Raw genomic sequence first — 24625 nt, forward strand, 5'->3', positions numbered from 1 at the left:
CGCGTGACGTGCGGGGGTGAGGCGGATGGGTGTCCGTGTGCGTGAAGTCGGTCGGACCTACCGGAAGGGGCGGCGGAAGAACGAGGAAGTCGTTGCGCTCGACGGGTTGTCCCTCGACGTGCCGTCCAACGAGGTCCACGGGTTGCTCGGACCCAACGGGGCGGGCAAGACGACGTTGTGCAAGATCCTTTCCACCGTTCTCCTGCCGACCTCCGGTACTGCCGAAGTGTTCGGGCTGGATGTCGTTGCGCGGGCGGATGACGTTCGGCGGCAGATCGGGATCGTGTTCGGGGGTGAGCGGGGGCTCTATTGGAAGCTGACCGCTCGGCAGACGCTGCGGTACTGGGCGGCGCTCTACAAGATCCCCGATGCGCGGGCCAAGGGTCGGGTCGACGAGCTGCTGGAGCGGTTGGGGCTGGCGGAGAAGGCCGATGACCTGGTGGAGACGTACTCGCGGGGGATGAAGCAGCGGCTGCACCTGGCGCGGGGGTTGATCGGTGATCCGCGGTTGATACTGCTCGACGAACCCACGACCGGGATGGATCCGGTTGCGGCGCATGATTTTCGAGGGTTGATCGGGGAGCTTCGCGCGGAAGGGCGCACGATCCTGATCACCACGCACGACATGGACGAGGCCGAGTCCGTGTGCGACCGGGTCACGTTGATCGACAAGGGCCGCGTGCTGGCCACCGAGACGCCGCGCGGGCTGGCGGAGATGTCCGGGTTGCAGCAGTGGGTGGAGGCCGAGACCTCGGTGGACGTCGACGGGCTGCCGGGGGTGGTGGGCACCGAGCGGCGGGACGGGGTGTTGCGGGTTCGGGTGGTGGACGCGGCGGCGGCTCGGGTGGTGATCGACTTCCTGCTGGACCGCGGGGTCCGGTCGGTGCGGGCGGTGCCGCCGCGGTTGGAGGACGTGTACCTGGACCTGGTCGGGCGGCGCGGGATGGGGGTCTGATGCGGCTCTTCCTGACCGGGGCGCGGATGCAGCTGTGGCTGGTCCGGCGGCAGCCCGACGACCTGCTGACGTTGTGCACGATCCCGTTCACCGTCCTGATGCTGATGTCGATCGTGGTCCACTCGGGGCGCACCGACCTGCTGGCCAACGCGTTCCTCGCGCCCGTCCTGATCGGGTTGTGGGGCTTCGCGACCGGGCTCGCGGCGGAGGTGCTGCTCACCGAGCGGTGGACGCGGTCGCTGGAACTCGGGCTGGCCGCGCCGACCTCCCTGCACCCGGTGTACCTGGGACGGGTGGCGGCCGTGCTGGTGCTGGGCGTGGTGCCGCTGCTGGAGACCTGGGTGCTCGGCCGGCTGGTGTTCGGGGTGACGCCGACGCTGCACCACCCCGGCGTGTTCTGGGCGGCCGTGGGGGCGTCGTTGTTCGCGATGGCCGGGACCGGGCTGCTGCTGGCCGCGTTCATGCTGGTCAACGACAACGGGCACTACCAGAACTTCCTGAGCTTCCCGGTCTACGTGCTGTCCGGCGTGATGGTGCCGGTCGAGTACCTGCCGGACTTCCTGCAACCCCTGTCGCACGCGGTGTTCCTGTCGTGGTCGGCGGACCTCATGCGGGACGCGCTCGCGCCGGCGCCGGTCGCGGCGGTCTGGTGGCGGTTGGCCGTGATCTTCGCGCTGGGCGCGGTCGCGCTGGTCGGCGGGCGGCTGTCACTGGAGTTGACGCTGCGCCGGGCGCGGGCGGAGGGGTCGGTGGCGTATGCGTGACCAGCTCAGGGTCCTGCGGCACGGGCTCGTCGTGCAGTGGCTGCTGTTCCGGGGCTTCCACACGTGGAAGACGTGGACGTTCGGGTGGTTGTCCCGGCTGCTGATCCAAGCGTGCTTCTACGCGCTCATCGGTCGAATGCTGGGTTCGCAGGAGCAGGTGGACTACCTGCTGATCGGCAACCTGGTGGCGATCATGGCGATCGACGCGACCGTGGTCGTCCTGCTGGCGGTCGGCGAGCGGCAGTCCGGGACGCTGGCGCTGATGGTCGCCGCGCCCGCCACCCACCTCACCGTCTACCTGGGCAAGGGCCTGGTGCACCTGGGTTCGGGGGTGGCGGCGTCGACGATCGCGTTCCTGACCCTGCCGCCGCTGTTCGGGGTGGCGCTGCCGTGGCCGTGGGCGGGGCTCGTGCCGTTGATGATCTTCGTGGTCGGGGTGTCGTGCTACTGCTACGGGACGTGCGTGGCGGCGTTCGTGCTCGGGTTCCCGTCGGCGCGGTGGGTGGCGTTGAACCTCGGCTACCTGGTGCTGATGACGTTCACCGGGGTCAACGTGCCGACGTCGTTCTGGCCGGAGTGGGTGCGCGGGGCCATTTCAGTGCTGCCGATGACGCACGGGCTGGCCGCGATCCGGTCCTTTGTGGACGGCGGACCGGTGTCGGTGGTGGCTGGGGAGCTGGCACTGGAGTTGGCGGTCGGCGCGGGGTGGATCACGGTGGCGGCGTTGGGGTTCGGGCGGATGGTCACGCGCGGGCGGCGGGACGGGACGATCGAGTTCGCGAGCTGATTCACCGGAACGTGGCGCGCGTGGCCGGCGGTGGTCGGTGCCGGGAGCCGCTAGGTTCAGCCACCGTCCACTGTAGACGGAAGGAGCCATCACCGTGAAGGCCCGTTTGGCGGCGGTCGTCGCCGTCCTGCTGCTGTCCCCCGGCGTCGCGGAAGCCGCCGAGGCACCACTCCCGTCGCTGGAGGTCCGCACCGCGACCGCGACGCTCTGCCCGACCTCCGACGCGCAGGAGGAGTTGACCGAGGAGGGGATCGCGCTCGAAGCGGTCGAGCCCGCGGTCGACGTGGAGGTCCGCGGGCAGCGGTGCGTGCGGATGCCGGTCACCGGCCGGATGGCCCTGGACCTCAGCGCGGTGGACGTGACCGCGGACGGCGGCCTGCGGTTCGTCCGGTCCGACGGGGCTGAGCTGCGCTTCCACAGCGTCCACGCGCGCAACGAGAACGGCCGGATCGTCGCGCGGGCCACCGTGAACGACCGGGACGACACCGTCGAGTTCTTCGCCGTGCCCGTCACCGACATCGCCGCCACGCCGACCGTCGAGCCGGTGGGCGTGTCGATGAGCACCGTGCTGCCCGCCACCGACGACGTCGCCCGCGAGTTCGCGCAGGCCTTCGGCGACGACCTGTTCGCGGCGGGCGACGCGCTGTTCCACGGGTCCGGCGAGGTCGAGCTGGTCAGCCCGGTCGACGTGCTCAACGGGCTGGTGGCGGTCTGACCAGCCCTGATCAGCCCCGGAAGACGGCCACGGTCGGCGTGCCCGGGTCCACCTCGGTGTACCCCGCGTCCCGCACGACGACCGTGTCCGGCCGGGCCACCAGGGCGTCCCAGTCCGCGGGCGAAGGCGTGCGGACGGCGCAGCGGTACTCCACCGCCGCCCACTCCTCCAGCTCGTCCTCGGTCAACGTCGGCGCGAGCAGCATCGACGCGTGGCCCACCTGGGCCGCCGCCTTGCCCGCGGTCATCTCCACGCGCGGGTTCAGCCACAGCACCTGCGCCCCCGGCGGGATCTCGCCGGGCTCGTCGGTCGGCAGCTCGCTGCCCGAGATCTGCAACCGGGACAGCTCCTTGGGCAGGTCGCCGACCCGCCCCGGCACGAACGCCCGCACCTGCGCCCCGCCCACGGTGATCGTCACCCCGGGCAGCGCCTGCACGGCCTCCCAGTGGGCGCCACGCGCCCGCCGCGACACCTTCCGGATGCGACCCCGCACCCACGCCACGACCTCGTCGTGCCACTCGCCGCCCGGCTCGGACCGCGGGTCCAGGCACACGGCGATCGCGGCGGCGGCGGATGCCTCCAGCACGTCGGTCCGGCACGGCGGCGAGGTGCGCTCGATGCGCAGCACCATCGGCATCGCGCGAACGGCCGCCGGGTCCTCTTCGTCGGTCGTGTAGTGCCGGTCGACCAGCATCTTCAGGATTTCGTTCACAGGCGCACCGCCTCCAGCCCGTCGGCGGCGTCCGCGGCCTCGACCTCGGCCCGCGTCACGCCCAGCACGAACAGCACCGCGTCCAGGAACGGGTGCGACAACGCGGTGTCGGCGACCTCCCGCAGCGCGGGCTTGGCGTTGAACGCGATGCCCAGCCCGGCCGCGCCCAGCATGTCGATGTCGTTGGCCCCGTCGCCCACCGCCACGGTCTGCGCCAGCGGCACGCCCTCCTGCTCGGCGAACCGGCGCAGCGCCACCGCCTTGCCCGGCCGGTCCACGATGTCGCCCACCACCCGCCCGGTGAGCTTGCCGTCCACGACCTCCAGCTCGTTGGCCGCGCAGAAGTCCAGGCCCAGGTCGTCCACGAGGGACTTGATCACCCGGGTGAACCCGCCGGACACCACGCCCGCCCGGAACCCGAGCCGCTTGAGCGTCCGGACCGTCGTGCGCGCGCCCGGCGTCAGCTCCAGCGACCCGGCGACCTCGTCCAGCACGGCCTCGTCCAGGCCCTCCAGCAGCGCGACCCGGCGGCGCAGCGACTCGGCGAAGTCCAGCTCCCCGCGCATCGCGGCCTCGGTGATCTCGCGGACCTGCGGCTCGACGCCCACGTGCGCGGCCAGCATCTCGATGACCTCGCCCTGGATGAGCGTGGAGTCCACGTCGAACACCACCAGCCGCTTGGCCCGCCGCTGCAACCCGGCCCGCTCGACCGCGATGTCCAGGTCCACCCGCACGGACACCTCGGCCAGCGCCTCGCGCAGCGCCGCGTCCGCGTCCACCGTGTCGTCGGCGACGGAAACCCGCAGCTCAAGGCCGGTGACCGGGTAGTCGGCGACACCCCGGATCGCGTCGATGTTCACGCCCAGCGACGCCAGCCGCCGCGCCACCTCGGTGAACCCGCGCGCGGTCACCGGCCGGCCCAGCAGGATCACCACGTGGCTGGACTCCAGCCGCGCGGTCCGCTTCGAGTCCGCCCCGATCTCCACCTCGACGTGCATGGACACCGTCGCCATCGCCTGCTCGACGGCCTCCTGGAGCCCCTCCGGGTCGCGCGCGGCGGACACCAGCACGCCCAGCACCAGGCGGCCCCGGATCACGACCTGCTCGACGTCCAGGACGTCCACGCCGTGCCGGGTCAGCACCGCGAACAGCACGGAGGACACGCCGGGCTTGTCCGGGCCGGTCACGGTGATCAGGACGGGCGTCGCGCCGGGATTGCTCACTGGTGGCTCCTCTGCCAAACAGCGACGAGCCCCGACCGCGCGCGATCGGGGCTCGTCGTTGAACCTGAGCTGAAGGTTACCGGTGGTCGGGGTGCTCGGACTCCGACGCTGTGCCCGACTGCACAGCCGCACCCGCCAGCTCGGACGGCGCCTTGGTCGCCTTCTCGTGCGGGATGGCCTTGCCGGTGAACGTGACGTGCGCCTCTTCGTGCAGCCGCTCGATCATGTGCGGGTAGTGCAGCTCGAAGGCCGGGCGGATGGAGCGGATGCGCGGCAGCTCCTTGAAGTTGTGCCGCGGCGGCGGGCAGGAGGTCGCCCACTCCAGGGAGTTGCCGAAGCCCCACGGGTCGTCCACGGTCACGGTCTCGCCGTAGCGGTAGGACTTGAACACGTTCCAGATGAACGGCAGCGTCGACGCGCCCAGGATGTAGGCGCCGATGGTGGAGATCGTGTTCAGCGTGGTGAAGCCGTCCGAGGGCAGGTAGTCGGCGTACCGGCGCGGCATGCCCTCGTTGCCCAGCCAGTGCTGGACCAGGAAGGTCGCGTGGAAGCCCAGGAACGTGGTCCAGAAGTGCAGCTTGCCCAGCGGCTCGTCCAGCATCCGGCCGGTGATCTTGGGGAACCAGAAGTAGATGCCGGCGAAGGTCGCGAACACGATCGTGCCGTAGAGCACGTAGTGGAAGTGGGCGACCACGAAGTACGTGTCGGACACGTGGAAGTCGATCGCGGGGGCCGCGAGGAGCACACCGGACAGACCGCCGAAGAGGAACGTGACGATGAAGCCGATGCTGAACAGCATGGGCGTCTCGAACGTCAACTGCCCCTTCCACATCGTGCCGATCCAGTTGAAGAACTTGATGCCGGTCGGCACGGCGATCAGGAACGTCATGAAGGCGAAGAACGGCAGCAGCACCGCGCCGGTCGCGTACATGTGGTGCGCCCACACGGCGACGGACAGGGCCGCGATGCCCAGGGTGGCGTAGACCAGGCCGTTGTAGCCGAAGATCGGCTTGCGGCTGAACACCGGGAAGATCTCGGACACGATGCCGAAGAACGGCAGCGCGACGATGTAGACCTCGGGGTGGCCGAAGAACCAGAACAGGTGCTGCCACAGGATCACGCCGCCGTTGGCGGGGTCGAACACGTGGGCGTCCAGGTGCCGGTCGGCCAGCAGGCCCAGCAGCGCGGCGGTCAGGATCGGGAACGCCAGCAGCACCAGGACGGACGTGACCAGGATGTTCCAGGTGAAGATCGGCATCCGGAACATGGTCATGCCGGGCGCGCGCAGGCAGACCACGGTGGTGATCATGTTGACCGCGCCGAGGATGGTGCCCAGACCACCGACGACCAGACCGGAGATCCACAGGTCGGCGCCGGCGCCGGGCGAGTGGATGGCGTTGCTGAGCGGGGTGTAGGCGAACCAGCCGAAGTCGGCCGCGCCACCCGGCGTGATGAAGCCCGCCATCACGATCAGGCCGCCGAACAGGTACAGCCAGTAGGAGAACGCGTTCAGGCGCGGGAACGCCACGTCCGGGGAGCCGATCTGCAGCGGCAGGACGAAGTTGGCGAAGCCGAACACGATCGGGGTCGCGTAGAGCAGCAGCATGACCGTGCCGTGCATGGTGAACAGCTGGTTGAACTGCTCCTGGCTGAGGAACTGCATACCCGGCCGGGCCAGCTCGGTCCGCATGAGCATGGCCATCGCGCCGCCCACCATGAAGAAGGCGAACGAGGTGACCAGGTACATGATCCCGATCTGCTTGTGGTCCGTGGTGCGGAACATCCGCAGCAGGAACGAACCCTTGACCGCCTCGCGAGTCCCGAAGGGCCGCGTTGCGATCGGCTGCGGGGCTACGGCCGTCACGGTGCCTCCTGCACTGTCTGGTTCTGGCGTAGGCCTGGGGGCAGGCCTTGTCGGATCGTAGACGGACCGGTTCAGCGCGGTGCGTTTGGGCCGGTCCCTGGATCAAGGGAGGTAGCGCACGTCACAGTGTTGAACGGCCGCGACTGGCGTCGCGGCGGGCGAGGCCGCCTGGAGGTCGACTCGTCGCGCCGCGTTTTCCGCCGATCGAAAACGTGATCGGCGGGAAAGGCGACGCGACAAGCCGACGCGGCCTCGCCGGGCGCGCGAATGGCCCGCCCCGGCGTGCGGGACGGGCCATCGGGCTAGCTGGTCAGCGCTTGATCAGGCCGCGCAGCTTCGGCGAGGCCACGAACGCGGCACCCGCGCCCACCAGGGCCAGGCCCACGACGAGCAGCCACATCGAGCCGAAGCCGGTGCTGGCGAGCTGGTCGTTGTTCGACCCGGCCGCCGCGGCGGGCGTGGTCGTGGTCACGCTGGTGGCCGGCGCGCTGGACGACTCGGAGGTCGGCGTGGACGTCGGCGTGGAGGTCGGGTTCTCGCCGCCCGGGTTGGTCGGGGTGGTCGGGGTGGTGGTCTCGCTGGACGGCGTCTCCTCCTCGTCCTCGATGGCGCAGATGAACCAGTGGCTGATGTCCGGGACGTTGCCGCCCTCGTTCAGCGGGGAGATCAGGTCGGTCAGCGGGTCGACCTTCGACGCGTCGTAGATGTTCGCGACGTTGCTGCCCTTCACCACGACACCGGTGATGACGTGGCCCTCGAAGCCCAGGACGTCGATCTTGGTCGAGCCGTCGAGTTCGAACTTGACACCGTGGTTCTCGTCGAACGGGGTGCCGGGCAGGCCGGCCAGCTCGCAGGCGTTGACGTTGTCCTTGATCTCCAGGTTGCCCACGTAGACGGTGGCGCGCGGGTCGCTGATCCGCGTGTCCGGGTCGATGTCGCCGGGGCCGGCGAGGGCGACCCCGGTGGTGGCGGACGTCACAGCGACGAGGAGGGCGGCTGCTCCGAGGAGGCGGCGGGCCGTCTGGCGCATGGTTGTACTCCGGCAGGGTGTCGAGGGATGACGGTGGGCATCAAACTCCACCGCTCGCCCTCCTATCGGGTTAGGACGATCGGGCGATACGGGTTGCCATCAATTCGTTATGCGCCCGTGGCCGACGTTACGACGATCGGCCTATGCGGACGTCCGATGTGGTGCGAGAAGTGTTCACTTCGGCTGGTCGGCACGGGTTCCGACCGACGGGCTGACCCACCGGCTCGCTGGGCGACTTGTTCGGCCGGTGTTGGCAGCGCGCGCTGGACATTTACCGAACCCGAACGCGCGCGGCGACCTGAACGCGACCGCCGCCGTGCCACGATTCCCGCCGTGCAACCCGAGGGCCGTGGGCTGGTGCTGGTCGTGGAGGACGAGCGGGCGATCGCCGAGCTGGTCACGCTCTACCTGCGCCGCGACGGGTTCGGGGTGCACGTCGAGACCGACGGGCAGGCGGCGCTCGCGGCGGTGCGGCGGCTCAAGCCGGTCGCGGTGCTGCTGGACGTGGGGCTGCCGGGCATGGACGGCGTCGAGGTGTGCCGGGCGCTGCGCGCGGCGGGCGACTGGACGCCGGTGCTGTTCGTGACCGCCCGCGACGACGAGGTGGACCGGGTGCTGGGGCTGGAGCTGGGCGCGGACGACTACGTGACCAAGCCGTTCAGCCCGCGCGAGCTGGTGGCCCGGGTGCGGACGGTGCTGCGGCGCGGCACGCCCCAGGTCACGGCGGTGCACGTGCTGGGCCGGGTCCGGCTGGACACCGACCGGCGGCGGGTGTGGGTGGACGAGGCCGAGGTGGCGCTGACGTCGACCGAGTTCGACCTGCTCGCCCACCTCATGCGCCACCCGGGCCGGGTGTTCGCGCGGGAACAGCTGCTCAGCGCGGTCTGGGGGTACGCGGCGGCGGCCGGGACGCGGACCGTCGACGTGCACGTGGCGCAGCTGCGCGCGAAACTCGGCGACCCGAACCCGATCCGCACCGTGCGCGGCGTCGGCTACTCGGCGGAGGGGCCATGAGCACGGCAAACGCCACGAGCACCGCGCCCGTGGCCGGCAACAGGCGGACGAGTCTGGCGTTCCGGATCACGGCGCTGTGCCTGGCGGTCGCCGGGGTGGCGGTGATCGTGGCCGGGCTGGTGTCCGCGCGGCTGGTGCTCAGCGCGTCCCGCGAGGTGGCGCGCGCGTCGCTGTCCGACCAGGCGGACGTGGTCACCGAGCAGCTCGGCGAGATGGGGCGCAACGCCCGCCTCCGCGTGGTCGAGGTGTTGCGCGGGCAGGACATCGACGTGGTCGCGATCGGTCCCAACGGGCGGATGACCGGCGCCCCGCAGGCCGTGCGGGCGGTGCGGCAGGCCGGCGGCAAGTCGGGCACGGTCGGGGACCTGCTGGTCGAGGTAAGGGAGAACGTCGCCCTGGTGCAGCCCGCCGAGACCGCCGGACCGGGTCGCCAACTGGTCCGCAACATCCTGTTCGCGCTGGGTGTCGGCTTGCTGGTGGCGGCGGTCGCCGGGTTCCTGCTGGGCAAGCTCGTGGCTCGCCCGCTGCGGCAGACCGCGAACGTCGCCCAGACCATGAGCACCGGCCGCCGCGACCTGCGCGCCCCCGAGCACGGGCCGGCCGAGGTCGCCGAGGTCGGCGGCGCGGTGAACGCCCTCGCCGACGCCCTGGCCCGCAGCGAGGCCCGCCAGCGCGAGTTCCTGCTGTCCGTCTCGCACGAACTGCGCACCCCGTTGACGGCGGTCACCGGGTTCGCCGAGTCCCTGGCCGACGGCGTGGTGTCCGGTGACGACGTGCCCCGGGTCGGCCGCACCATCGGCGAGGAGGCCCACCGCCTCGACCGCCTGGTCACCGACCTGCTCGACCTGGCCCGCCTGGGCGCCGACGACTTCCGCGTCGACCTCGCCGACGTCGACCTGCGGGACCTGGTCTCGTCCGCCGCGCAGGTCTGGCACGCGCGGTGCGCGGCGAAGGGCGTCGACTTCCACCTCGAACTCCCGCCCGACCCCCGCCCCGCCCACACCGACCCGCGCCGCCTCCGCCAGGTGCTGGACGGCCTGCTGGACAACGCCCTCCGCCTCACCCCGCCCGGCCGGCCGATCGTGCTGGCCCTGAGCGACGTGCTTCAAGTGCGGGACGGCGGCCCCGGTCTGTCCGAAGAGGACTACCGGATCGCGTTCGAACGCGGTGCCCTGCACGCCAAGTACGAGCGGTCGCGGCCGGTCGGCACGGGCGTCGGCCTGGCCCTGGTGCACGGCCTGGTGACCAAGCTCGGCGGCACGATCACCGCCGGTCCGGCCCCGGAGGGCGGCGCGGCCTTCACCGTACGATTGCCCCATGCTGGAAGCGTTGTGGGACAAGGCGGTCCAGACCCTGGGCGGGCGCCCGGGCACGTCGGCTGACCTGGCCGCCCGGTACGCCGAACCGCACCGGGGCTACCACAACACGACCCACGTCCTGGCCGTGACCAGGGACGTCGCCGCGCTGGCCGGCCACCGGACCCCGGAGGACCGGGCGATCCTCACCCTGGCGGCCCTGGCCCACGACGTCGTCTACAACGGCCGACCGGGCGAGGACGAACGCGACAGCGCCGCCTGGGTCACCGACCGCCTGCGCGAAGCGGGCGTGGACCCCACCCCGGTCGCGGCCCTCGTCCTCGCCACGATCGACCACACCGCCGACGACGAACCGACCGCCCTGCTGATGGACGCCGACCTGGCCATCCTGGGCACGTCCCCGGAGTCCTACGAGCGGTACCGGCAGGCTGTTCGCGAGGAATACGCCCACGTCTCCGACGATGCTTGGCGAACCGGCCGAACCCACGTGCTTCAGGCCCTGTACCAGCGAAATCCGCTCTACCAGACCCCGCAGGCCCGAGAGCGCTGGGAAGCGCAGGCAAAGGCGAACATCGCCGCCGAACTGGAGACCCTGAGGGCCTGATTCAGCGGGCTTCCCTTGTGCGCCACAGGACGAGGACGAAGTACGGCGTGCCAAGGAGTGCGATGACCAGTCCGGCGGGCACCTGCGCGGGCGAGATCACCGTGCGCCCCAACGTGTCCGCCGCGCTCACCAGTACCGCCCCCACCGCCGCCGCCACCGGCAGCACCCGCACGTTCCGCCCGCCGACCAACGACCGCGCCACGAGGTCTCCCAGCAGCAGCAGGCGGTCGCCGAACATCAGGCCGACGACGGGCGCGGAGACGAGCAGCGCCGCCAGGACCGTGCCGACCGCGACCAGCCGGCGGCGTGAACCGGCGCCCCCGACCCGGCCAGCCCGGGGCCTGCCGCGCGCCACCGCCGGACGACCGGCCTCGGCGAGCCAGCCACACCAGCAGGGCCGCGCCGATGATGGTCGTGGGCACGCCGGTCGGCACGCGCAGTGCCTCCGCCGACCCCAGCGCCGCGCGCAGCAGGACGTCCGCGCCGACCACCAGCAGCACACCGACCAGCCCGGACACCGGCAGCAGCACGCGGTGCACGCCGAGCTTGGGCACGATGGGCGTGAGCAGCTTGGTGATCACAAGCGCGGCCAGGCCGACGAACCCGACCGGACCGACCACGGTGACCGCGGCGGCCGTGAGCGCGACGGTCAACAGGACCGCCGAAACCCGCGACCGCCGCACCTTCAGGGCGTTAGCGCAGACGGGTGTGACCCCGACCATCATTACGCATCGGTAACTGCAGTCAGAGGCCCGCGCGGTCCAGGGGTCGCGGGGTCGGCGACCGGCTCGGCGCGCAGATCCTCGGGTGCTTGCCGCTGAGGTCTCGTCGCCTCAGCATGCGCCCCGGTTGCGCAGCCAGATGACCGCGTCCTCGACCGGCAGCAGCCGCGGCAGCACGGACGCCGGGGCGGCGGGATTCCTGGCCAGGCCGGTCAAAGGAGACATGAGGCGAGCGTATTGGCTTACAAACCGCTTCCCCCGACTACCGCACCCCCATGCGGTGGTCGGGGGAAGCGAGTTCGCAACCGAAGGTCCCGGCCGGCGGGGGGCGCTCGGCCGGGATCTTCGGTCCCCTCCTGCGAAGGCGGAATCGTGGGGGGACTCCGCCGTACTTTCCACGGTGCGCGTCGGCTGCCGCGTGGGAACCAGCGTGCCGCCATGATCCGGGACGAACCTAGGATGAACCTTGAACCGGCAGGTCAAGGGGGCGGCAAGGGTGGAGTTCGGACTGCTCGGACCGGTCGAGGCGCGGGACGGCGACCGGGTGGTCGACCTCGGGCACGCGCGGCAGCGGGCGGTGTTGGCGGCGTTGTTGTTGGAGGACGGCAGGGCCGTCGCCGTCGACCGGTTGGTGGACCGCGTCTGGGGCGAACGGCCGCCCCTGCGCGCCCGCGAAACGCTCTACGGGTACGTCTCCAAGCTCCGCGGCCACCTCCCCATCGAGCGCCGCCCCACCGGCTACCGGCTGGACGCCACCACCGACCTCCACCGGTTCCGCGACCTGGTCAAACGCGCCCGCACCAGCCCGCCCGAACAAGCCGCCCCGCTCTACGACCAGGCCCTCGGCCTCTGGCGGGGCGACGCGCTGGCCGGCCTCGACTCCCCCTGGTTCGACGCCACCCGCGACGCCCTGCACGCCGAGCGCCGGACCGTCGAACTCGACCGCAACGACGTCGCCCTCGACCTCGGCCGGCACAGCGCCCTGCTGCCCGAACTCCAAGCCCAGGCCCAGGAACACCCCCTCGACGAACGCCTCGCAGGCCAGCTCATCACCGCCCTGCACCGCGCCGGCCGCACGTCCGAAGCCCTGCGCCACTACGACGCCCTCCGCCGCGAACTCGCCGACCAGCTCGGCACCGACCCCGGCAAACCGCTCCGCGACCTGCACCTCAAGCTCCTCGGCCCGGACCCGGCCGTCCCCCGCCAACTCCCCGCCCCGCAACGCTTCTTCACCGGCCGCGCCAAGGAACTGCACGACCTCACCGAACCCGGCGGCACGGTCGTCATCACGGCCATCGGCGGCGCCGGCGGCATCGGCAAGACCGCCCTCGCCCTGCACTGGGCGCACCTGCACGCCGACGACTTCCCCGACGGCCAGCTCTACGTCAACCTGCGCGGCTTCGACCCGACCAGCGACCCCGTCCCGCCCGGCAACGCCCTGCGCGCCTTCCTCGACGCCCTCGGCGCCACCGACCCGCCCACCGACCTCGACGCCCAAGCCGCCCTCTACCGCAGCCTGGTCGCGGACAAGCGCATCCTGGTCGTCCTCGACAACGCCCGCGACACCACCCAGGTCACCCCGCTGCTGCCCGGCGGCCCCCGCTGCGCGGTCCTGGTCACCAGCCGCCAGCAGCTCGTCGGCCTGGTCAGCGCGAACGGCGCGAAGTCGGTCTCCCTCGACGTCCTCGACCCGCACGACGCCCGCGCGTTCCTCACCGCCCGCCTCGGACCGGACCGGATCAACGCCGAACCCGACGTCGTGGAAGCCCTCCTGGACCTGTGCGGCGGCCTCCCCCTCGCCCTGAGCATCATCGCCGCCCGCGCCCTGACCCAGCCCGACCTGCCACTGGCCGCCCTGGCCGAGGAACTCGCCGAGCAGCGCCTGGACGCCCTCGACGACCTGAGTTCCAGCCTCCGCACGGTGTTCGCGTGCTCGTTACGGGTCCTGTCCCCGGACAGCCGGGCCCTGTTCGGCCTGCTGGGCCTGACCACGGCCGCGGACCTGAGCCTGCGCTCGATCGCCGCCCTGGCCGGCCTCACCCCGCCCCGCACGCGAACCCTGTTGCGCGAACTGGAGTTCGCCCACCTGGTGCAGCAACACGTCGTCGGCCGCTACCGGATGCACGACCTGGTCCGCCTCTACGCCGCCGAGACCGCCCCCGACGACCCCGCCGCGCTGCACCGCTTCATCACCTACTTCGTCGCCACCGCCCACGCCGGCGACCGCCTGATCGAACCCCACCGCCCGCCGATCACGCCGCCCCCGGGCGAAGCCGTCCCTCTCCAAGACGTCACCGCGGCGATGGACTGGTTCGACCGCGAGTACGAATCCCTCCTCGCCGCCCACCGCCAAGCGATCGCCCTCGGCCGGCACGACCTGGTTTGGCACATGGCCTGGGCTTTGACGAACTACCACCTGCGCCGCGGCCACGCCGCCGAGGACCTGGCCGTCTGGCGGGCCGCCCTCGACGCGGCCGAAGCGTTGGAGGACAGGGAAAAGCAGGTCGCCGCGCACAGGTTCGTCGGCATGGCGCTGGTGGACGTGGGCGTCTACGAGCAGGGCAACCACCACCTGCGCCGGGCCCTCGACCTGGTCGCCGACGACTACGGCAAAGCCGCCACCCACCGCGCGATGGCCTGGGCTCTCGAACACCAAGGCGACATCGCCGGAGCGTTGGCACACGCCGACGCGCAACTGGCCCTGTTCCGGGCCTTGGACATCCCGGTCCGCATCGCCGAGGCCCTGAACGACGTCGGCTACCGGGCCGCGCGGCTCGGCGACTACGAACGCGCCGAACGGCACTGCTCGGAAGCGTTGGCGTTGAACAAGGAACTGGGCCACCGGGACGGCGAAGCCGCGACCTCGGACAGCCTCGGTTACATCGCCCACCACCACGGCCGCGCGGCCGACGCGCTGGAGCACTACCACCACGCGCTGGACGTGTACCGGGAGCTGGACAACTCCTACGAGCAGGCCAGTGTGTTGCGGCACTTGGGAGACGTGCACGCGGCGCTGGGGCACGGGGAGGAAGCCCGGTCGTCCTGGCGGCAGGCGTTGACGCTGTTCGAAGCGCAAGGCCGCGTCAAGGACGCCGACGAGGTGACCAAGCTCCTCTCCCCGGCACCCGGCGGTGAGGTCAGCGGGACGCGGTGATCTCGTCGAAGGTCGGGAACTTCGTCGCGATGTCGCTGCCGGTGAAGTTGCCGATCCAGCCGTCGTCGTCGTGGAAGAACCGGATCGACACGTAGTCCGGCCGCGTCCCCATGTCGAACCAGTGCGTGGTGTTCTCCGGAACGCTCAACAGGTCCCCGGCCTCGCACAGGATCGCGTACACGCGGTCGTCCACGTGCAGGTAGAAGATCCCCGAGCCGCGCGCGAAGAACCGGTCCTCGTCGTCGTCGTGGGTGTGCTCGGCCAGGAACTTGAGCCGGGCCTGAGCCGCGGACGCCAGCCACTCCGGGTCGTCGGACGGCGTCATCTCCATCGCGTCCACCAGGACGTAGCCCTCGGACTCGGTGACCCGGGCGACCCGGTCCCGGTAGGCCTCCAGGGCGTTGTCCTTGGTGACACCGGGGATCACCGGCCACTGCTCGTAGCGCACGCCGAGCCGCTTGAGCTCGGCGGCGATCTCGGCCGGGTCGGCGGTGCGCACCAGCACGGTCCCCGGGTCGGTGTCCGGCCAGACGGTCAGCAGCGTCATCGCAGGTCCCTCCTCGTCTCGACCTTGAAGCGCAGCAACCACTCCAGGCACTCCAGGCGGTGGCGGGCCTGGGGCAGGTCGTCGCCCCACACGTACACGCCGTGCCGGGCCACGATGAGCGCCGGCACGTCCTTGTGGAAGCCCGCCTCGAACGCGTCGCCCAGCACGCGCATGTCCTGGCTGTTGGGCACGACCGGCACGGTCACGACGTCGTCGTGGGCCTGCCGGCCGAAGCCCTTGAGCATCTCCAGGTCGCGCAGTTCCACGCCCTCGGGCCAGAACTCGGCGGCCACGACGGGCGCCAGGGCGTGCACGTGGATCACCGCGCCCGCGCCGGCCACCGCCGCGATCCGGCCGTGCAGACCGGCCTCGGCGGACGGGACGCGGACCGGGTCGTCGGTCTCGCCGTGCTCATCGATGATCACGACGTCCTCGGGCGTCAGCTCGCCCTTGTCCTTGCCGCTGACCGTGACCGCGAGCCGCAGCGGGTCGCGGTCGACGACCACGGACAGGTTGCCGGACGTGCCGCGCATCCAGCCCATCGCGGTGAACCGGGCGCACTCGGCGGCCAGCGCCTCGCCGGGGGTCACAGGGCGCTCACCGTCCGGTGTGGGGTGAAGTCCGCGTCGCCGTAGGGCTCGCCGGGACGCGCCACGCCCACGGTCCGCCAACCCGCCTCGGCGGCGGCGTGCAGCTCGGCGGGGACGTCGGAGTAGAACGTGATGTCGTTGGAGCCCAACGCTTCCGCGATCTTGTGGTACGAGGCGGCCTCGCGCTTCGGACCCGCGTTCACGGTGTCGAAGTGGTGCTCGAACAGGCCGCGCAGGTCGCCCTCGGTGGTGTGGCCGAAGAACGCGACCTGGCCCGCGACCGAGCCGGAGGAGAACACGGCGAGCTTGACCCCGTCCTCGTGCCACTTGCGCAACGCCGGCACCACGTCCGGGAAGAACTCCGCGACCAGGTCGCCGACCGCGTACCCGCGCTGCCAGATGAGGCCCTGCAACGTCTTCAGCGGTGTGACCTTCTGGTCGGCGTCCATCCACCCGTGCAGCACGCGCACCAGCTCGTCGGTGCCACCGTCCACACCGGACAGTTCCCGGATCTGGGCCACGGCCTCGACCACGGCCGGGTCGTCGGCGTGGTCGTCGATCCACGGCCCCAGCCGCGGCCGGGCGTAGTCGTAGAGGGTGACCAGCACCTGGTCCGTGGCGGACAGGGTGCCTTCGATGTCGAGCACGACCCACTCAGTCATGAACGTCCTTGCTGTCGTAGTACTCCGCGAGCCGGTCGGGAGCGTACGCGCCGCGGTCGGTGACCACGGTGGTGACGAACCTCGGCGGCGTCACGTCGAACGCCGGGTACCAGCCCCGGACCCGGTCCGTGGCGGTGCGCCGGCCCAGCGTGTGCAGCACCTCGTCACCGGGCCGGTACTCGATCGGCACGTCGGCGGCGGTGGGCGCGAGCCGGTCCGGGGCCTGCACCATGGCCAGGAACGGCACGTCGAACGCGTGCGCGGCGACGGCCAGGCCGAGCGTCCCGACCTTGTTGACCACATGGCCGTCCATGGTGACCCGGTCGGCGGCGGTGAGCAGCACGTCCACCTGCTTCTCGGCGAAGGCCGCCGCGCCCATGCCGTCGGTGAGGAGCGTGGTCTCCACGCCCATCTCGGCCAGCGTCTCGGCGGTCAGGCGCGCGCCCTGCAGGTACGGGCGGGTCTCCGTGCAGAAGAACCGCAAGCGCTTGCCGGCGTTCTGGGCGGCCTTCACCGTCTCGGTCAGGTACAGGTCGGCCCAGCAGTGCGTGAGCACCGCGCCCTCGTCGGGCAGCAGGGCGGCGGTGTGCTCGCCCAGTGCCCGGCTCCGGCCGCGGTAGCGCTCGTCACCCTGCCGTGCGCCGGCCAGCGCACCGGCCTCCAGGTCGTCGGACGCGTCGACCCCGGCCAGCACCGCCGCGACCGCCTTGCGCAGGGCGTTGTTGGTGCGGCGGGTGTTGATCAGGAGCTGCCCGGCGCTCTCCAGGCGCGCGCGGCCCTCGTCGTGCGGCAGGTGCCTGGCCTCGCGGGCGGCGAGGACCATGCCGTAGAGGGTCGCGAAGTACGGGCCGGACGACTGGGTGACCATGTCCTCGATGGCCTTGGCCACCTCGGCGACGGTCGCGCAGCGCACCCAGACCCGTTCGAACGGGAAGTTGCGGCGGTCGAGGATGTGGACGCCGTCGTCTTCCAGTCGGACGCTGTTCGCGAGGACGGGTTCCATCAGCTGTACCCGGTGAACGGCGCGCGCTCGCCGGTCAGGTAGTAGGCGCCGAGTTCGCGCGCCTTGTAGGACACGGGGTCGTGCAGGGTCAGGGTGCGGGCGTTGCGCCAGAACCGGTCGAACGCGTACCCCGCGGCGGTGGCCCGCGCGCCGCACAGCTCGAAGACCTTGCTCGTGGTGTGGTTGACGACCTTGGTGGAGACGACCTTGGCCGACGTGATGCGGGCGGCGGCCGTGGCGCGCTGCTCGGCGGTGAGGTCCGCGCCCAGGTCGCTGGCCTCGCGCAGGGCCTCGGAGGCGGCGTCGGCGAGCAGGCCCGCGGCCTCGACGTCGGCGACGAGTTCGCCGTAGGTGGCGAGGATGTACGGGTCGGCGGTGGCCGTGTCGACGCCGGAGAGGAACCACGGGCGGGTGGTGGTGCGGGTGTACTGGGCGGCCTCGGCCAGCGCGCCCTCGGCGAGGGCCACGTAGAGCTGGGCGAGGACGAGCTGGAAGCCGATCGCGGCGAGGGACTGGCGCGGGCTGTGCTCGTCGTGCGCGCCCAGGACGCGGTCGGCGGGGACGTGGACGCCGTCGAACGTCACGCCGCCGCTGGCGGTGAGGCGCTGGCCGATGTTGTCCCAGTCGCCGTGGTAGGTGATGCCGTCGGTCTTGGCGTCCAGGGTGAAGGTGACCTTGCCGCCGGTGTCCGTGCGGGTGGCGCTGACCACCAGCCGGTCGGCCACGGAGGCCCCGGTCGCGAACGTCTTCCGACCGCTGACCTTGAAGCCACCGTCGACCGGCTCAAGCCGCAGCGCGGCGTCCAGCGGGTTGCTCACCCCGGCCCAGAAGAGATCGTCCTCTTCCTCGACCACAGGATTGTTGAACAACCCCCTCCGCCACACCTGGAGGTAGTGGTACCCGAGCAGGTGCCCGACGTTGCCGTCCGCGGCCCCGACGACCCGGGTCACGGCCTGCTGCGTGCCCCAGTCCCGGACCGACAACAACCCGGACCGCCGCAACACCTCGACCTCGGCGACCGGCTCGGCCCCGACCCGGTCCCGCTGCGCCGCGTCCAGCCGCAGCCCGCCGGCCACCTCGTCGGCGACAGTCAGCCACTTCTGGCGACCATCGTTGCTCGTCATCGACACCCCTCTGTGTTGCGTGGCGCGCCTCCGGCGCGCGGCTCGGCCGCCCTGGAGGTCGGCTCGTCGCGCCGCGTTTCCCGCCGATCGAAAAGCGTGATCGTCGGGCAAGGCGACGTGACAAGCCGACGGCGGCCTCGCGGTGATGTCGCCTGCCTCCAGCCCGCCAAGCGTAAACGCCGCCGGCCGGCCGTCACTGAGCGTTCCGCCACATGGGAGCCTGCCGCAACCGGTCAGGCGTGGCTACCGGGCACGTACTCGGCGCAGTCGGTCAGGCGCAGGACGTCCAGCACGTGCTTCGCGTCGGAGATCCGCCACGCGTGCCGCTTCCCCAACCGCCGCACGTACTCCCGCCACTGCTCCCGATCCGCCCGCAACGCCTCCAAATACCGCACGCACAGGTCCGGCGCGATCGCCTCGCACCGCCCGCGCGCGGCCAGCAACGCGTCCTCCATGCGGCGGGTCACCGGCTCGGGCAGCAACTCGCCGTCGTCCCCGCGCACCCCCGCCCGCACCCGACCCAGGACGTCGTCGATCAGGGCCAGCCGGGCGACCAGGAAGCCCTCCCAGTAGGCGGTGTCCGTCGCCGACGCGTACCGCCCCTCGTCGAGCAGGGCGAACACGCCCTCGGCCAGGGTGTCGCCGAACTCCTCCACCTGCGCCCGCGCGTCGCTCGCGTACGGGTCGTACGGCTTCTGCTCCACCGACCCCACCAGGGCCGACCCGCGCAGGCCCACGTCGTCGAGCAGGAAGAACCAGTCCTCGTTGTAGATGGTCGGGAAGAACGACTCGGTCGACTCCGGCCCGACCACCAGCGCGCCGCCGCCGATGAACGTGCCCTGCTTGCCGCCGGTCTCGCGGTTGGCGTGGCAGACCACCGAGTTGTCCGGGAACCCGCCGACGTGCAGGCCCACCGCCGCCACGGACGCGGTCACCGCGCCCGCCGCCAGCTCCAGGTCCTCCGGGATCGGCACGGTGATGTCGTCGTCCAGGAACGCGATCCGCTCCCACGCCATCAGGCGGGCGATCACCAGGCCCAGGTTGCGCTTGAGGCTGGTGTCGGTGCGCCGGTCGAAGCCGGTGCCCTCGATGAGCCGGGTGGTCGCGAAGTCGGGCAGGACGCGGGCGGGCAGCCCGGTCACGTCCACCACGACCAGGTCCAGGCCCGCCGCCAGCTCCTTGGTCGCCCCGGGTGATGCGTCCCCGCTGCACAGCACGACGAGCGTTGAACCCAGCCGGCGGGCCAGGGACACCGCCTCGGCCAGGTACGCGGGTTCCCGGTTGGTGGGCACGATGATCGCGTCCACGTGGGCGCGGACGTCGGGCTCGACGGCCATGAGCAGCTTGTCGTGCGACTCGTGGTGCTCAGCGGCCTGGTGCTGCTCGTCGGCCACCGATGCGGTGGGGTTCAACGCCGGCCCTCCGGCCATTCGTAGAGACGGGACTCCGGCAGGTTCCAGTCCGGTGTGACCACCCGCCCGTTCACCACGGTGACCCGCGTCAGCACGCTGTAGGCGTCCAGCCCGGCGAAGGTCTTCCGCAGGTACTCCGCGTTGCGGTCGCGGAACCGCTCGTCGGTGAGGGCACGGACCGCGCCGAGCGTTCCCCGGCCGTACATGCCGTTGCAGATCGTGACCGTCCGCTTGTGGTTGAACGGGTTCGGTCCGCGGTAGAAGTGCGCGATGTCCTCCTGGAGCACCTCGTGCTCGCCGGAGGTGCCCAGCTTGGGCGCGAACACGCGCTGGTCGCCGCCGTGGCCGACGACGAACCCGCCCGACTCGGACTCGTCGTGCCGGGTGACCTGGCGGACCGGCAGGTCCACCCGTTCCAGCAGCTCGCGGGTGACGACGTTCCAGTCGACGCCGCCGAGCAGGACCAGGTGGGAGGTGTAGTCGTCGGGCGCGAGGCCGGAGGCGATGCGGAAGTGCACCCGGCTGCGCGGGTTGAGCGCCCGGATGTGGCCGTGCAGCTCGATCAGCGCGTCCAGGTCGGCGTAGGTGTACAGCTCGACGTAGTCCGGCTTGGTGGGGTCGGCGTAGGGCATCTGGTCGCGCATAGCCTTGGGCAGTTGGGCGACCACGATGGTGATGTTGTTGCGGTCCGGGAAGAACCAGAAGTCGTCGCGGCCGGGTCGGTCCGGTTCGGACACCGTTCCGCTCTCCGGTCGCGCGCTGCGCAGCGCGGCGGCGCGCAGCTCGGTCAGCTCGGCGAGCAGTTCCTCGCGGCGCTGCGACTCCTCGGGGGTCAGCTCGCTCAACGGCAGCAGCCGGTACGGGTAGCGGACCACCGACCGCCGGGTGGCGAAGAACGTGGCGTACGCGGCGAGCCTGGTCAGCGGCGGCGCCTTGGGGTGGGTCCGGCTCTCCCACGACGACAGCAGGGGCACGCTGGCCCGCTTCTCGGTACTGAACGCATCCGCAAGATCACTCTGTGTGATCACCTTGTCCGGCCACTGCTCTTCGCGCAACGCCCGGAGGCGGTGCGCGAGCGCAAAGGTGTCATCCGAACCGACCACGTTGCCCGCGCCCTTCAGTTAACTTCAGCATACAAGCTGAAGAGGGCAACATACACGACGAGCAATCGCCAGCCGAAGTCGACACACCCCTAGTTGAACCCGATACGCCCATTGCACCTCTTGTCAGGCCGGAACCCTCCCCCTACTCTGAACCTTGCTGAGGTTCAGTCAACTTCAGTGAGCTAAGTGAAGTTCACCCAGGAAGCCATCCGGGGGTAACCATGAACACGCTCACCGCTTTAGCTCAATCGGCTCAATCCGCCGGGACCACCGAGTGGACCCCGCTGGTCCTGATCCTCCTCATGGGCGCGATGGCGCTGGTCCTGGGCCTGGCCCGGCTGCTGCGCAGGCTGCTCGGCATGCTCACCCGCGTGCTGCTGTCGGCGGGCGCGGCCATGACCGGGATCGCGACCATGCTCGCCATGTGCACCGCACTGACCACTCTCGTCCTGGTGTACGCCCGCTGAACCGACGGGTGCGGCCGGGTCCCTTCGACTACGGTGTGCGGGCCCGTATCGAAGGGGGGAGTCGCACGATGGACCTGTCCCGCAGATCGTTCTCCGGGGCGACCGCCGTCGCGGTGGAAGTCGCCGCGGCTCCGGGGACGACCGCGAGCCGCGAGCCGCGTCCACACCGGACGTCCACACCGCACCTGCTGGAGGCGGAGCAGCTCGTCGGCTACCTGTCGCTGCCGACGTGCCCGCTGGCCAACAACCGGTACAAGACCCCCGACCAGCCCAACGTGGTGACCTGGGGTTCGCCCGGCGACGCGTCGACCTGGGTGAACCAGAGCCAGTGCGCCTCCTTCCAGACCGCCGTCCTCAAGCGCACCTACAAGTGGGCCACGTCGAAGTTCTTCGCCACCCACTTCGGGCTCGCCAGCCCGTTCGCCCGGGACTACCAGGCCGCGTTCGCCCGGGACGACGTGCCGCACTTCCAGCGCATCACCCGGGTCGCCGACCTGCGGCCCGGCGACCTGATCGCCATCGACTACGACAACGACCAGGACACCAACACCGGCCACATCGTCATGGTCCGCTCGCTGCGCGGCACGTACGTGGCGCCGTCCGGCGGGCTGAACTTCCCCGGCGAGACCCAGTACGCGGTCGAGGTCGTCGACTGCACCGCCGAACCGCACGGCCTGCACGGCGTGGGCAGCTACTTCGCGTTCCCGGACAGCCGCATCTTCAACGCCACGGCGGCGACCGACGGCGCGGGCTACGGCCACATGATGTTCTACGCCTCGGACGAGACCGGTGAGTTCACCCGGTACCGGTGGAGCGTGAACACGAACTCGGCGGGCACCTACTCGCTCGCCGAACGCCCGGTCTCCGCCGCGCGCATCGTCTGACGGCCGCGGGTCAGTCGGTCGGCGAGCAGGCCGCCGAGGGCCAGGATCAGGCAGAGCCAGGCGAACCAGTCACCCGGCCGCGTGTACGGCGTCGCGCCCGGTCCGGTGGGCACGTCGGCCACGATCGTGGTGGCCGGGCCGGGACCGCCGGTGTTCGCTTCGGCTTTCACCCGGCCGTATCCGTCGGCGATCATCAAGGTGCCGGTGCGGGCCGACCACGCGGTGGCCTGGCCGTGCTCCACGCCCCGGATCAGCAGGGTCCGGCTGTGCTGCCACCCGTTCTCGGTCTCGTCGGACGCGGGCACGAGGACCAGGCCGGTGCCGGTGGCGGCGTAGTCGCGGATCGGGTCGGGGAGGTTGACGTCGGCGCAGATCGCGATGGCGGCGTCCGCGCCGACCAGGAGGGCGCGGCCGGGTGGGCTGGCGCTGTCGTGGTGCTTGAGGTAGGTCAAGGGCTCGCCGCCGTCCTTCGGGATGACGAGGGCGTAGTTGTACTTGGCCTTGTCGGTGCGGTGGATGTAGCCGACGACGATGTCCAGGTCGCGGTCGGCGGCGACCTTGCGCAGCGGGTCGACCAGGGCGGGTGGGTTGGCTTCGCGGGAACCGATGGTGCCTTCGGGGAGGACTACGGTGTCCACGCCCGGTGGGAGGCTTCGATCTCGCGGACGTAGGTGGTGACGAGGTCGCGGGTTTCCGGAGTCGCCAGGTCGGGCGCCCATTGCTTCTGGTTGGTGGCGATGGCGGCCACCTTCCGAACCTGTCCCGGGTCGGCTGACAACCGGATCAGGCCGCCTCCGAGGACCAGTGCGACTACCGCGATGGCCACGGCGGCGGGGCGGAGGTGGAGGCGGACCCGGGCGGGAGTCGGGGCGGGCGCGGGCTGGGGCGCGGGCTGGGGCGGGGTTGTGGTGGTGGCGGCTAGGGCGGCGGGGAGGTAGAGGACCAGGAATTCGACGCCCCACATGCCGGTCACGGCCGCTGCCTGCATCACCACCGGCAGGTCGGCGACGTCGTTCGCGAACGTTCCCGAGACGCCCATCGGGTTGAGCAACGACACCACGTAGAGCACGCCGTTCCAGAGCGCGGGTGCGGCAAGGGAAGCCAGGAGTGGCCTGCCCGCGTCATGTGGTGGCGGAACACCCACACCACCAGGGCGAAGGTGACCGATCCGCCGACGTTGATCAAGAGTCCGGCGGGGACCATCGGGACGTCGTGCGAGCGCAGCTGGAACGCCCAACTGTTGGTGGTGCCCAGCAGGTATGCCACGAACGCCAACGCCGGCGCCCACTTCGTCCGGGAAGCGAGCAACAGCACCGGTAACGGGGCCAGCCACGTCAACGCGGGTAACGCCGACATCCCGTCCCGAAGTAGAACAAGACCGCCGAAGCCGCCGTCGCGCTAAGCCGCAACACCATCGAGAACCCTCCCCACCGTGCGCTTGCACAGTCCCCTGAAGTCCTTTTCGGACAGTTCGATGCGTCCACCGTGGTAGAGCTGGACCAAGCCGAGCACCGGAGTGGTCACGGCCAAAGTGATTTCCAGTGGATCGCCGGTTCGCAGCACGCCGTCCTCGATGCCCTGCCGCACGGCCTCGAAGACCGGGCGGAACGCCGGGGAGTCGGCGAAGTCGTCCAGCCGCCGGGCGCCTTCCCAGCGTTCGGCCATGACGAACGCGTAGAGGTTGCGCTCCCCCAGCGCGAAGTCCAGGAACTCGTCCGTCAAGAAGTCGATCCGGCTCCGGAACGTCCGGGCGCGCCGCTTCCCCCAATCCGCCGTCACCTCGGCTACGGCCTGGTCGACGACGGTCCGCAGCAGGGCTTCCCGGTTCGGGAAGTGGCGGTAGGTGGCCATGGCGGTGACGCCGGCCTCGGCCGCCACGCGCCGCATGGTCACGGCTTGGGCGCCCTCCTCGCGGAGGATCCGGGCCGCCGCGAGAGCCAGGCGGGCGGCGGTGCTTTCCGCAGTCATGTCTA

General features: G+C 71.3%; 25 protein-coding genes and 1 pseudogene. 10 read left to right on the top strand and 16 right to left on the bottom strand.

Translation table 11 applies throughout. From position 1 onward, the window contains the following. Positions 1–37: 37 nt before the first annotated feature. From RIN75_RS23470 to RIN75_RS23485, 4 genes are all read left to right on the top strand, one after another. Positions 38–955 carry an ABC transporter ATP-binding protein gene (locus RIN75_RS23470; RefSeq protein ID WP_309114154.1) on the top strand — a complete coding sequence of 306 codons (918 nt, stop codon included), beginning with the start codon at positions 38–40 and terminating at the stop codon, positions 953–955. Next, positions 955–1719, top strand: coding sequence for an ABC transporter permease (locus RIN75_RS23475; RefSeq protein WP_309114155.1), 765 nt, complete (start codon positions 955–957; stop codon positions 1717–1719). The genes RIN75_RS23470 and RIN75_RS23475 overlap by 1 nt, the downstream gene beginning before the upstream one ends. After that, positions 1712–2506 carry an ABC transporter permease gene (locus RIN75_RS23480; RefSeq protein ID WP_309114156.1) on the top strand — a complete coding sequence of 265 codons (795 nt, stop codon included), beginning with the start codon at positions 1712–1714 and terminating at the stop codon, positions 2504–2506. The genes RIN75_RS23475 and RIN75_RS23480 overlap by 8 nt, the downstream gene beginning before the upstream one ends. Positions 2507–2600: 94 nt before the next feature. Further along, positions 2601–3221, top strand: a complete 621-nt coding sequence (locus RIN75_RS23485) for a hypothetical protein (RefSeq protein ID WP_309114157.1) — start codon at positions 2601–2603, stop codon at positions 3219–3221. Positions 3222–3231: 10 nt separating this feature from the next. On the opposite strand, the gene RIN75_RS23490 is transcribed toward RIN75_RS23485, so the two are convergent. The 4 genes from RIN75_RS23490 to RIN75_RS23505 form a co-directional block, all read right to left on the bottom strand. Continuing rightward, complete coding sequence (locus tag RIN75_RS23490) at positions 3232–3915, bottom strand: peptidyl-tRNA hydrolase (RefSeq protein ID WP_309114201.1); 684 nt, start codon at positions 3913–3915, stop codon at positions 3232–3234. Positions 3916–3929: 14 nt separating this feature from the next. Continuing rightward, positions 3930–5156, bottom strand: a complete 1227-nt coding sequence (gene serB, locus RIN75_RS23495) for a phosphoserine phosphatase SerB (RefSeq protein ID WP_309114158.1) — start codon at positions 5154–5156, stop codon at positions 3930–3932. 76 nt (positions 5157–5232) lie between these two features. After that, positions 5233–7020, bottom strand: coding sequence for a cytochrome c oxidase subunit I (gene ctaD, locus RIN75_RS23500; RefSeq protein WP_309114159.1), 1788 nt, complete (start codon positions 7018–7020; stop codon positions 5233–5235). Positions 7021–7330: 310 nt separating this feature from the next. After that, positions 7331–8050, bottom strand: coding sequence for a hypothetical protein (locus tag RIN75_RS23505; RefSeq protein ID WP_309114160.1), 720 nt, complete (start codon positions 8048–8050; stop codon positions 7331–7333). 333 nt (positions 8051–8383) lie between these two features. On the opposite strand from RIN75_RS23505, the gene RIN75_RS23510 reads away from it, so the two are divergent. The 3 genes from RIN75_RS23510 to RIN75_RS23520 are packed head-to-tail and all read left to right on the top strand — an operon-like array spanning position 8384 to position 10984. Continuing rightward, on the top strand, positions 8384–9064 hold the full coding sequence (locus RIN75_RS23510) for a response regulator transcription factor (protein WP_309114161.1): 681 nt from the start codon (positions 8384–8386) through the stop codon (positions 9062–9064). Further along, positions 9061–10446: a HAMP domain-containing sensor histidine kinase gene (locus RIN75_RS23515; protein ID WP_309114162.1), complete on the top strand. Its 1386-nt coding sequence runs from the start codon at positions 9061–9063 to the stop codon at positions 10444–10446. Before RIN75_RS23510 ends, RIN75_RS23515 begins: the two co-directional genes overlap by 4 nt. Then, the gene (locus tag RIN75_RS23520; protein ID WP_309114163.1) at positions 10382–10984 is read left to right on the top strand and encodes a hypothetical protein; all 603 of its coding nucleotides are present in this window, start codon (positions 10382–10384) and stop codon (positions 10982–10984) included. The genes RIN75_RS23515 and RIN75_RS23520 overlap by 65 nt, the downstream gene beginning before the upstream one ends. 1 nt (position 10985) lies before the next feature. Here the strand turns inward: RIN75_RS23520 and RIN75_RS23525 are convergent, their stop codons facing one another. Together RIN75_RS23525 and RIN75_RS23530 are read right to left on the bottom strand one after the other, a co-directional pair. Continuing rightward, positions 10986–11339, bottom strand: a complete 354-nt coding sequence (locus tag RIN75_RS23525; protein ID WP_309114164.1) for an iron chelate uptake ABC transporter family permease subunit — start codon at positions 11337–11339, stop codon at positions 10986–10988. A gap of 76 nt (positions 11340–11415) precedes the next feature. Then, positions 11416–11709: pseudogene (locus RIN75_RS23530) on the bottom strand (iron chelate uptake ABC transporter family permease subunit); the annotation flags it as partial. A 463-nt stretch (positions 11710–12172) separates the two neighbouring features. Here RIN75_RS23530 and RIN75_RS23535 point away from each other — a divergent pair. Further along, positions 12173–14860, top strand: coding sequence for a BTAD domain-containing putative transcriptional regulator (locus RIN75_RS23535; RefSeq protein ID WP_309114165.1), 2688 nt, complete (start codon positions 12173–12175; stop codon positions 14858–14860). On the opposite strand, the gene RIN75_RS23540 is transcribed toward RIN75_RS23535, so the two are convergent. From RIN75_RS23540 to RIN75_RS23570, 7 genes are all read right to left on the bottom strand, one after another. Beyond that, positions 14844–15407 (bottom strand): cupin, encoded by a 564-nt coding sequence (locus tag RIN75_RS23540; RefSeq protein WP_309114166.1) that lies wholly within the window; start codon positions 15405–15407, stop codon positions 14844–14846. The genes RIN75_RS23535 and RIN75_RS23540 overlap by 17 nt on opposite strands. Beyond that, on the bottom strand, positions 15404–15997 hold the full coding sequence (gene mtnB / locus RIN75_RS23545; RefSeq protein ID WP_309114167.1) for a methylthioribulose 1-phosphate dehydratase: 594 nt from the start codon (positions 15995–15997) through the stop codon (positions 15404–15406). Before mtnB ends, RIN75_RS23540 begins: the two co-directional genes overlap by 4 nt. Continuing rightward, positions 15994–16659 carry an acireductone synthase gene (gene mtnC / locus RIN75_RS23550; RefSeq protein WP_309114168.1) on the bottom strand — a complete coding sequence of 222 codons (666 nt, stop codon included), beginning with the start codon at positions 16657–16659 and terminating at the stop codon, positions 15994–15996. The genes mtnB and mtnC overlap by 4 nt, the downstream gene beginning before the upstream one ends. Next, positions 16652–17662, bottom strand: a complete 1011-nt coding sequence (locus RIN75_RS23555) for a s-methyl-5-thioribose-1-phosphate isomerase (RefSeq protein ID WP_309114169.1) — start codon at positions 17660–17662, stop codon at positions 16652–16654. Before RIN75_RS23555 ends, mtnC begins: the two co-directional genes overlap by 8 nt. Continuing rightward, positions 17662–18786, bottom strand: a complete 1125-nt coding sequence (locus RIN75_RS23560) for an acyl-CoA dehydrogenase family protein (protein WP_309114170.1) — start codon at positions 18784–18786, stop codon at positions 17662–17664. Before RIN75_RS23560 ends, RIN75_RS23555 begins: the two co-directional genes overlap by 1 nt. Before the next feature lie 233 nt (positions 18787–19019). Then, a complete protein-coding gene (locus RIN75_RS23565) occupies positions 19020–20198 on the bottom strand; it encodes a hypothetical protein (protein WP_309114171.1) in 1179 nt (392 codons plus the stop codon). Next, the gene (locus RIN75_RS23570; RefSeq protein ID WP_309114172.1) at positions 20195–21172 is read right to left on the bottom strand and encodes an XRE family transcriptional regulator; all 978 of its coding nucleotides are present in this window, start codon (positions 21170–21172) and stop codon (positions 20195–20197) included. The genes RIN75_RS23565 and RIN75_RS23570 overlap by 4 nt, the downstream gene beginning before the upstream one ends. Before the next feature lie 350 nt (positions 21173–21522). Here RIN75_RS23570 and RIN75_RS23575 point away from each other — a divergent pair, with 350 nt between their 5' ends. Both RIN75_RS23575 and RIN75_RS23580 read left to right on the top strand, forming a co-directional pair. Next, positions 21523–21768, top strand: coding sequence for a hypothetical protein (locus RIN75_RS23575; RefSeq protein WP_309114173.1), 246 nt, complete (start codon positions 21523–21525; stop codon positions 21766–21768). A gap of 68 nt (positions 21769–21836) precedes the next feature. Beyond that, a complete protein-coding gene (locus RIN75_RS23580) occupies positions 21837–22652 on the top strand; it encodes a hypothetical protein (RefSeq protein ID WP_309114174.1) in 816 nt (271 codons plus the stop codon). Here RIN75_RS23580 and RIN75_RS23585 read toward each other — a convergent pair. The 3 genes from RIN75_RS23585 to RIN75_RS23595 all read right to left on the bottom strand — a co-directional run bounded on the left by RIN75_RS23585 (position 22607) and on the right by RIN75_RS23595 (position 24620). Further along, positions 22607–23290, bottom strand: a complete 684-nt coding sequence (locus tag RIN75_RS23585; RefSeq protein WP_309114175.1) for a nitrilase-related carbon-nitrogen hydrolase — start codon at positions 23288–23290, stop codon at positions 22607–22609. The genes RIN75_RS23580 and RIN75_RS23585 overlap by 46 nt on opposite strands. Further along, positions 23278–23796 carry a hypothetical protein gene (locus RIN75_RS23590; protein WP_309114176.1) on the bottom strand — a complete coding sequence of 173 codons (519 nt, stop codon included), beginning with the start codon at positions 23794–23796 and terminating at the stop codon, positions 23278–23280. Before RIN75_RS23590 ends, RIN75_RS23585 begins: the two co-directional genes overlap by 13 nt. A 254-nt stretch (positions 23797–24050) precedes the next feature. Next, positions 24051–24620 (bottom strand): TetR/AcrR family transcriptional regulator, encoded by a 570-nt coding sequence (locus RIN75_RS23595; RefSeq protein ID WP_309114177.1) that lies wholly within the window; start codon positions 24618–24620, stop codon positions 24051–24053. Positions 24621–24625: the final 5 nt, after the last annotated feature.

This window comes from Saccharothrix sp., from assembly GCF_031180885.1.
Taxonomy (GTDB): Bacteria; Actinomycetota; Actinomycetes; order Mycobacteriales; family Pseudonocardiaceae; genus Actinosynnema.

Bases quoted from the DNA above. Each gene is read 5' to 3' on its own strand.
- RIN75_RS23480 (WP_309114156.1), top strand. From the start codon at position 1,712: ATGCGTGACCAGCTCAGGGTCCTGCGGCACGGGCTCGTCGTGCAGTGG.
- RIN75_RS23520 (WP_309114163.1), top strand. From the start codon at position 10,382: ATGCTGGAAGCGTTGTGGGACAAGGCGGTCCAGACCCTGGGCGGGCGC.
- RIN75_RS23540 (WP_309114166.1), bottom strand. From the start codon at position 15,407: ATGACGCTGCTGACCGTCTGGCCGGACACCGACCCGGGGACCGTGCTG.
- RIN75_RS23580 (WP_309114174.1), top strand. From the start codon at position 21,837: ATGGACCTGTCCCGCAGATCGTTCTCCGGGGCGACCGCCGTCGCGGTG.
- RIN75_RS23515 (WP_309114162.1), top strand. From the start codon at position 9,061: ATGAGCACGGCAAACGCCACGAGCACCGCGCCCGTGGCCGGCAACAGG.
- RIN75_RS23595 (WP_309114177.1), bottom strand. From the start codon at position 24,620: ATGACTGCGGAAAGCACCGCCGCCCGCCTGGCTCTCGCGGCGGCCCGG.
- RIN75_RS23490 (WP_309114201.1), bottom strand. From the start codon at position 3,915: ATGCTGGTCGACCGGCACTACACGACCGACGAAGAGGACCCGGCGGCC.
- RIN75_RS23505 (WP_309114160.1), bottom strand. From the start codon at position 8,050: ATGCGCCAGACGGCCCGCCGCCTCCTCGGAGCAGCCGCCCTCCTCGTC.
- RIN75_RS23555 (WP_309114169.1), bottom strand. From the start codon at position 17,662: ATGGAACCCGTCCTCGCGAACAGCGTCCGACTGGAAGACGACGGCGTC.
- mtnC (WP_309114168.1), bottom strand. From the start codon at position 16,659: ATGACTGAGTGGGTCGTGCTCGACATCGAAGGCACCCTGTCCGCCACG.
- RIN75_RS23560 (WP_309114170.1), bottom strand. From the start codon at position 18,786: ATGACGAGCAACGATGGTCGCCAGAAGTGGCTGACTGTCGCCGACGAG.
- RIN75_RS23575 (WP_309114173.1), top strand. From the start codon at position 21,523: ATGAACACGCTCACCGCTTTAGCTCAATCGGCTCAATCCGCCGGGACC.
- RIN75_RS23475 (WP_309114155.1), top strand. From the start codon at position 955: ATGCGGCTCTTCCTGACCGGGGCGCGGATGCAGCTGTGGCTGGTCCGG.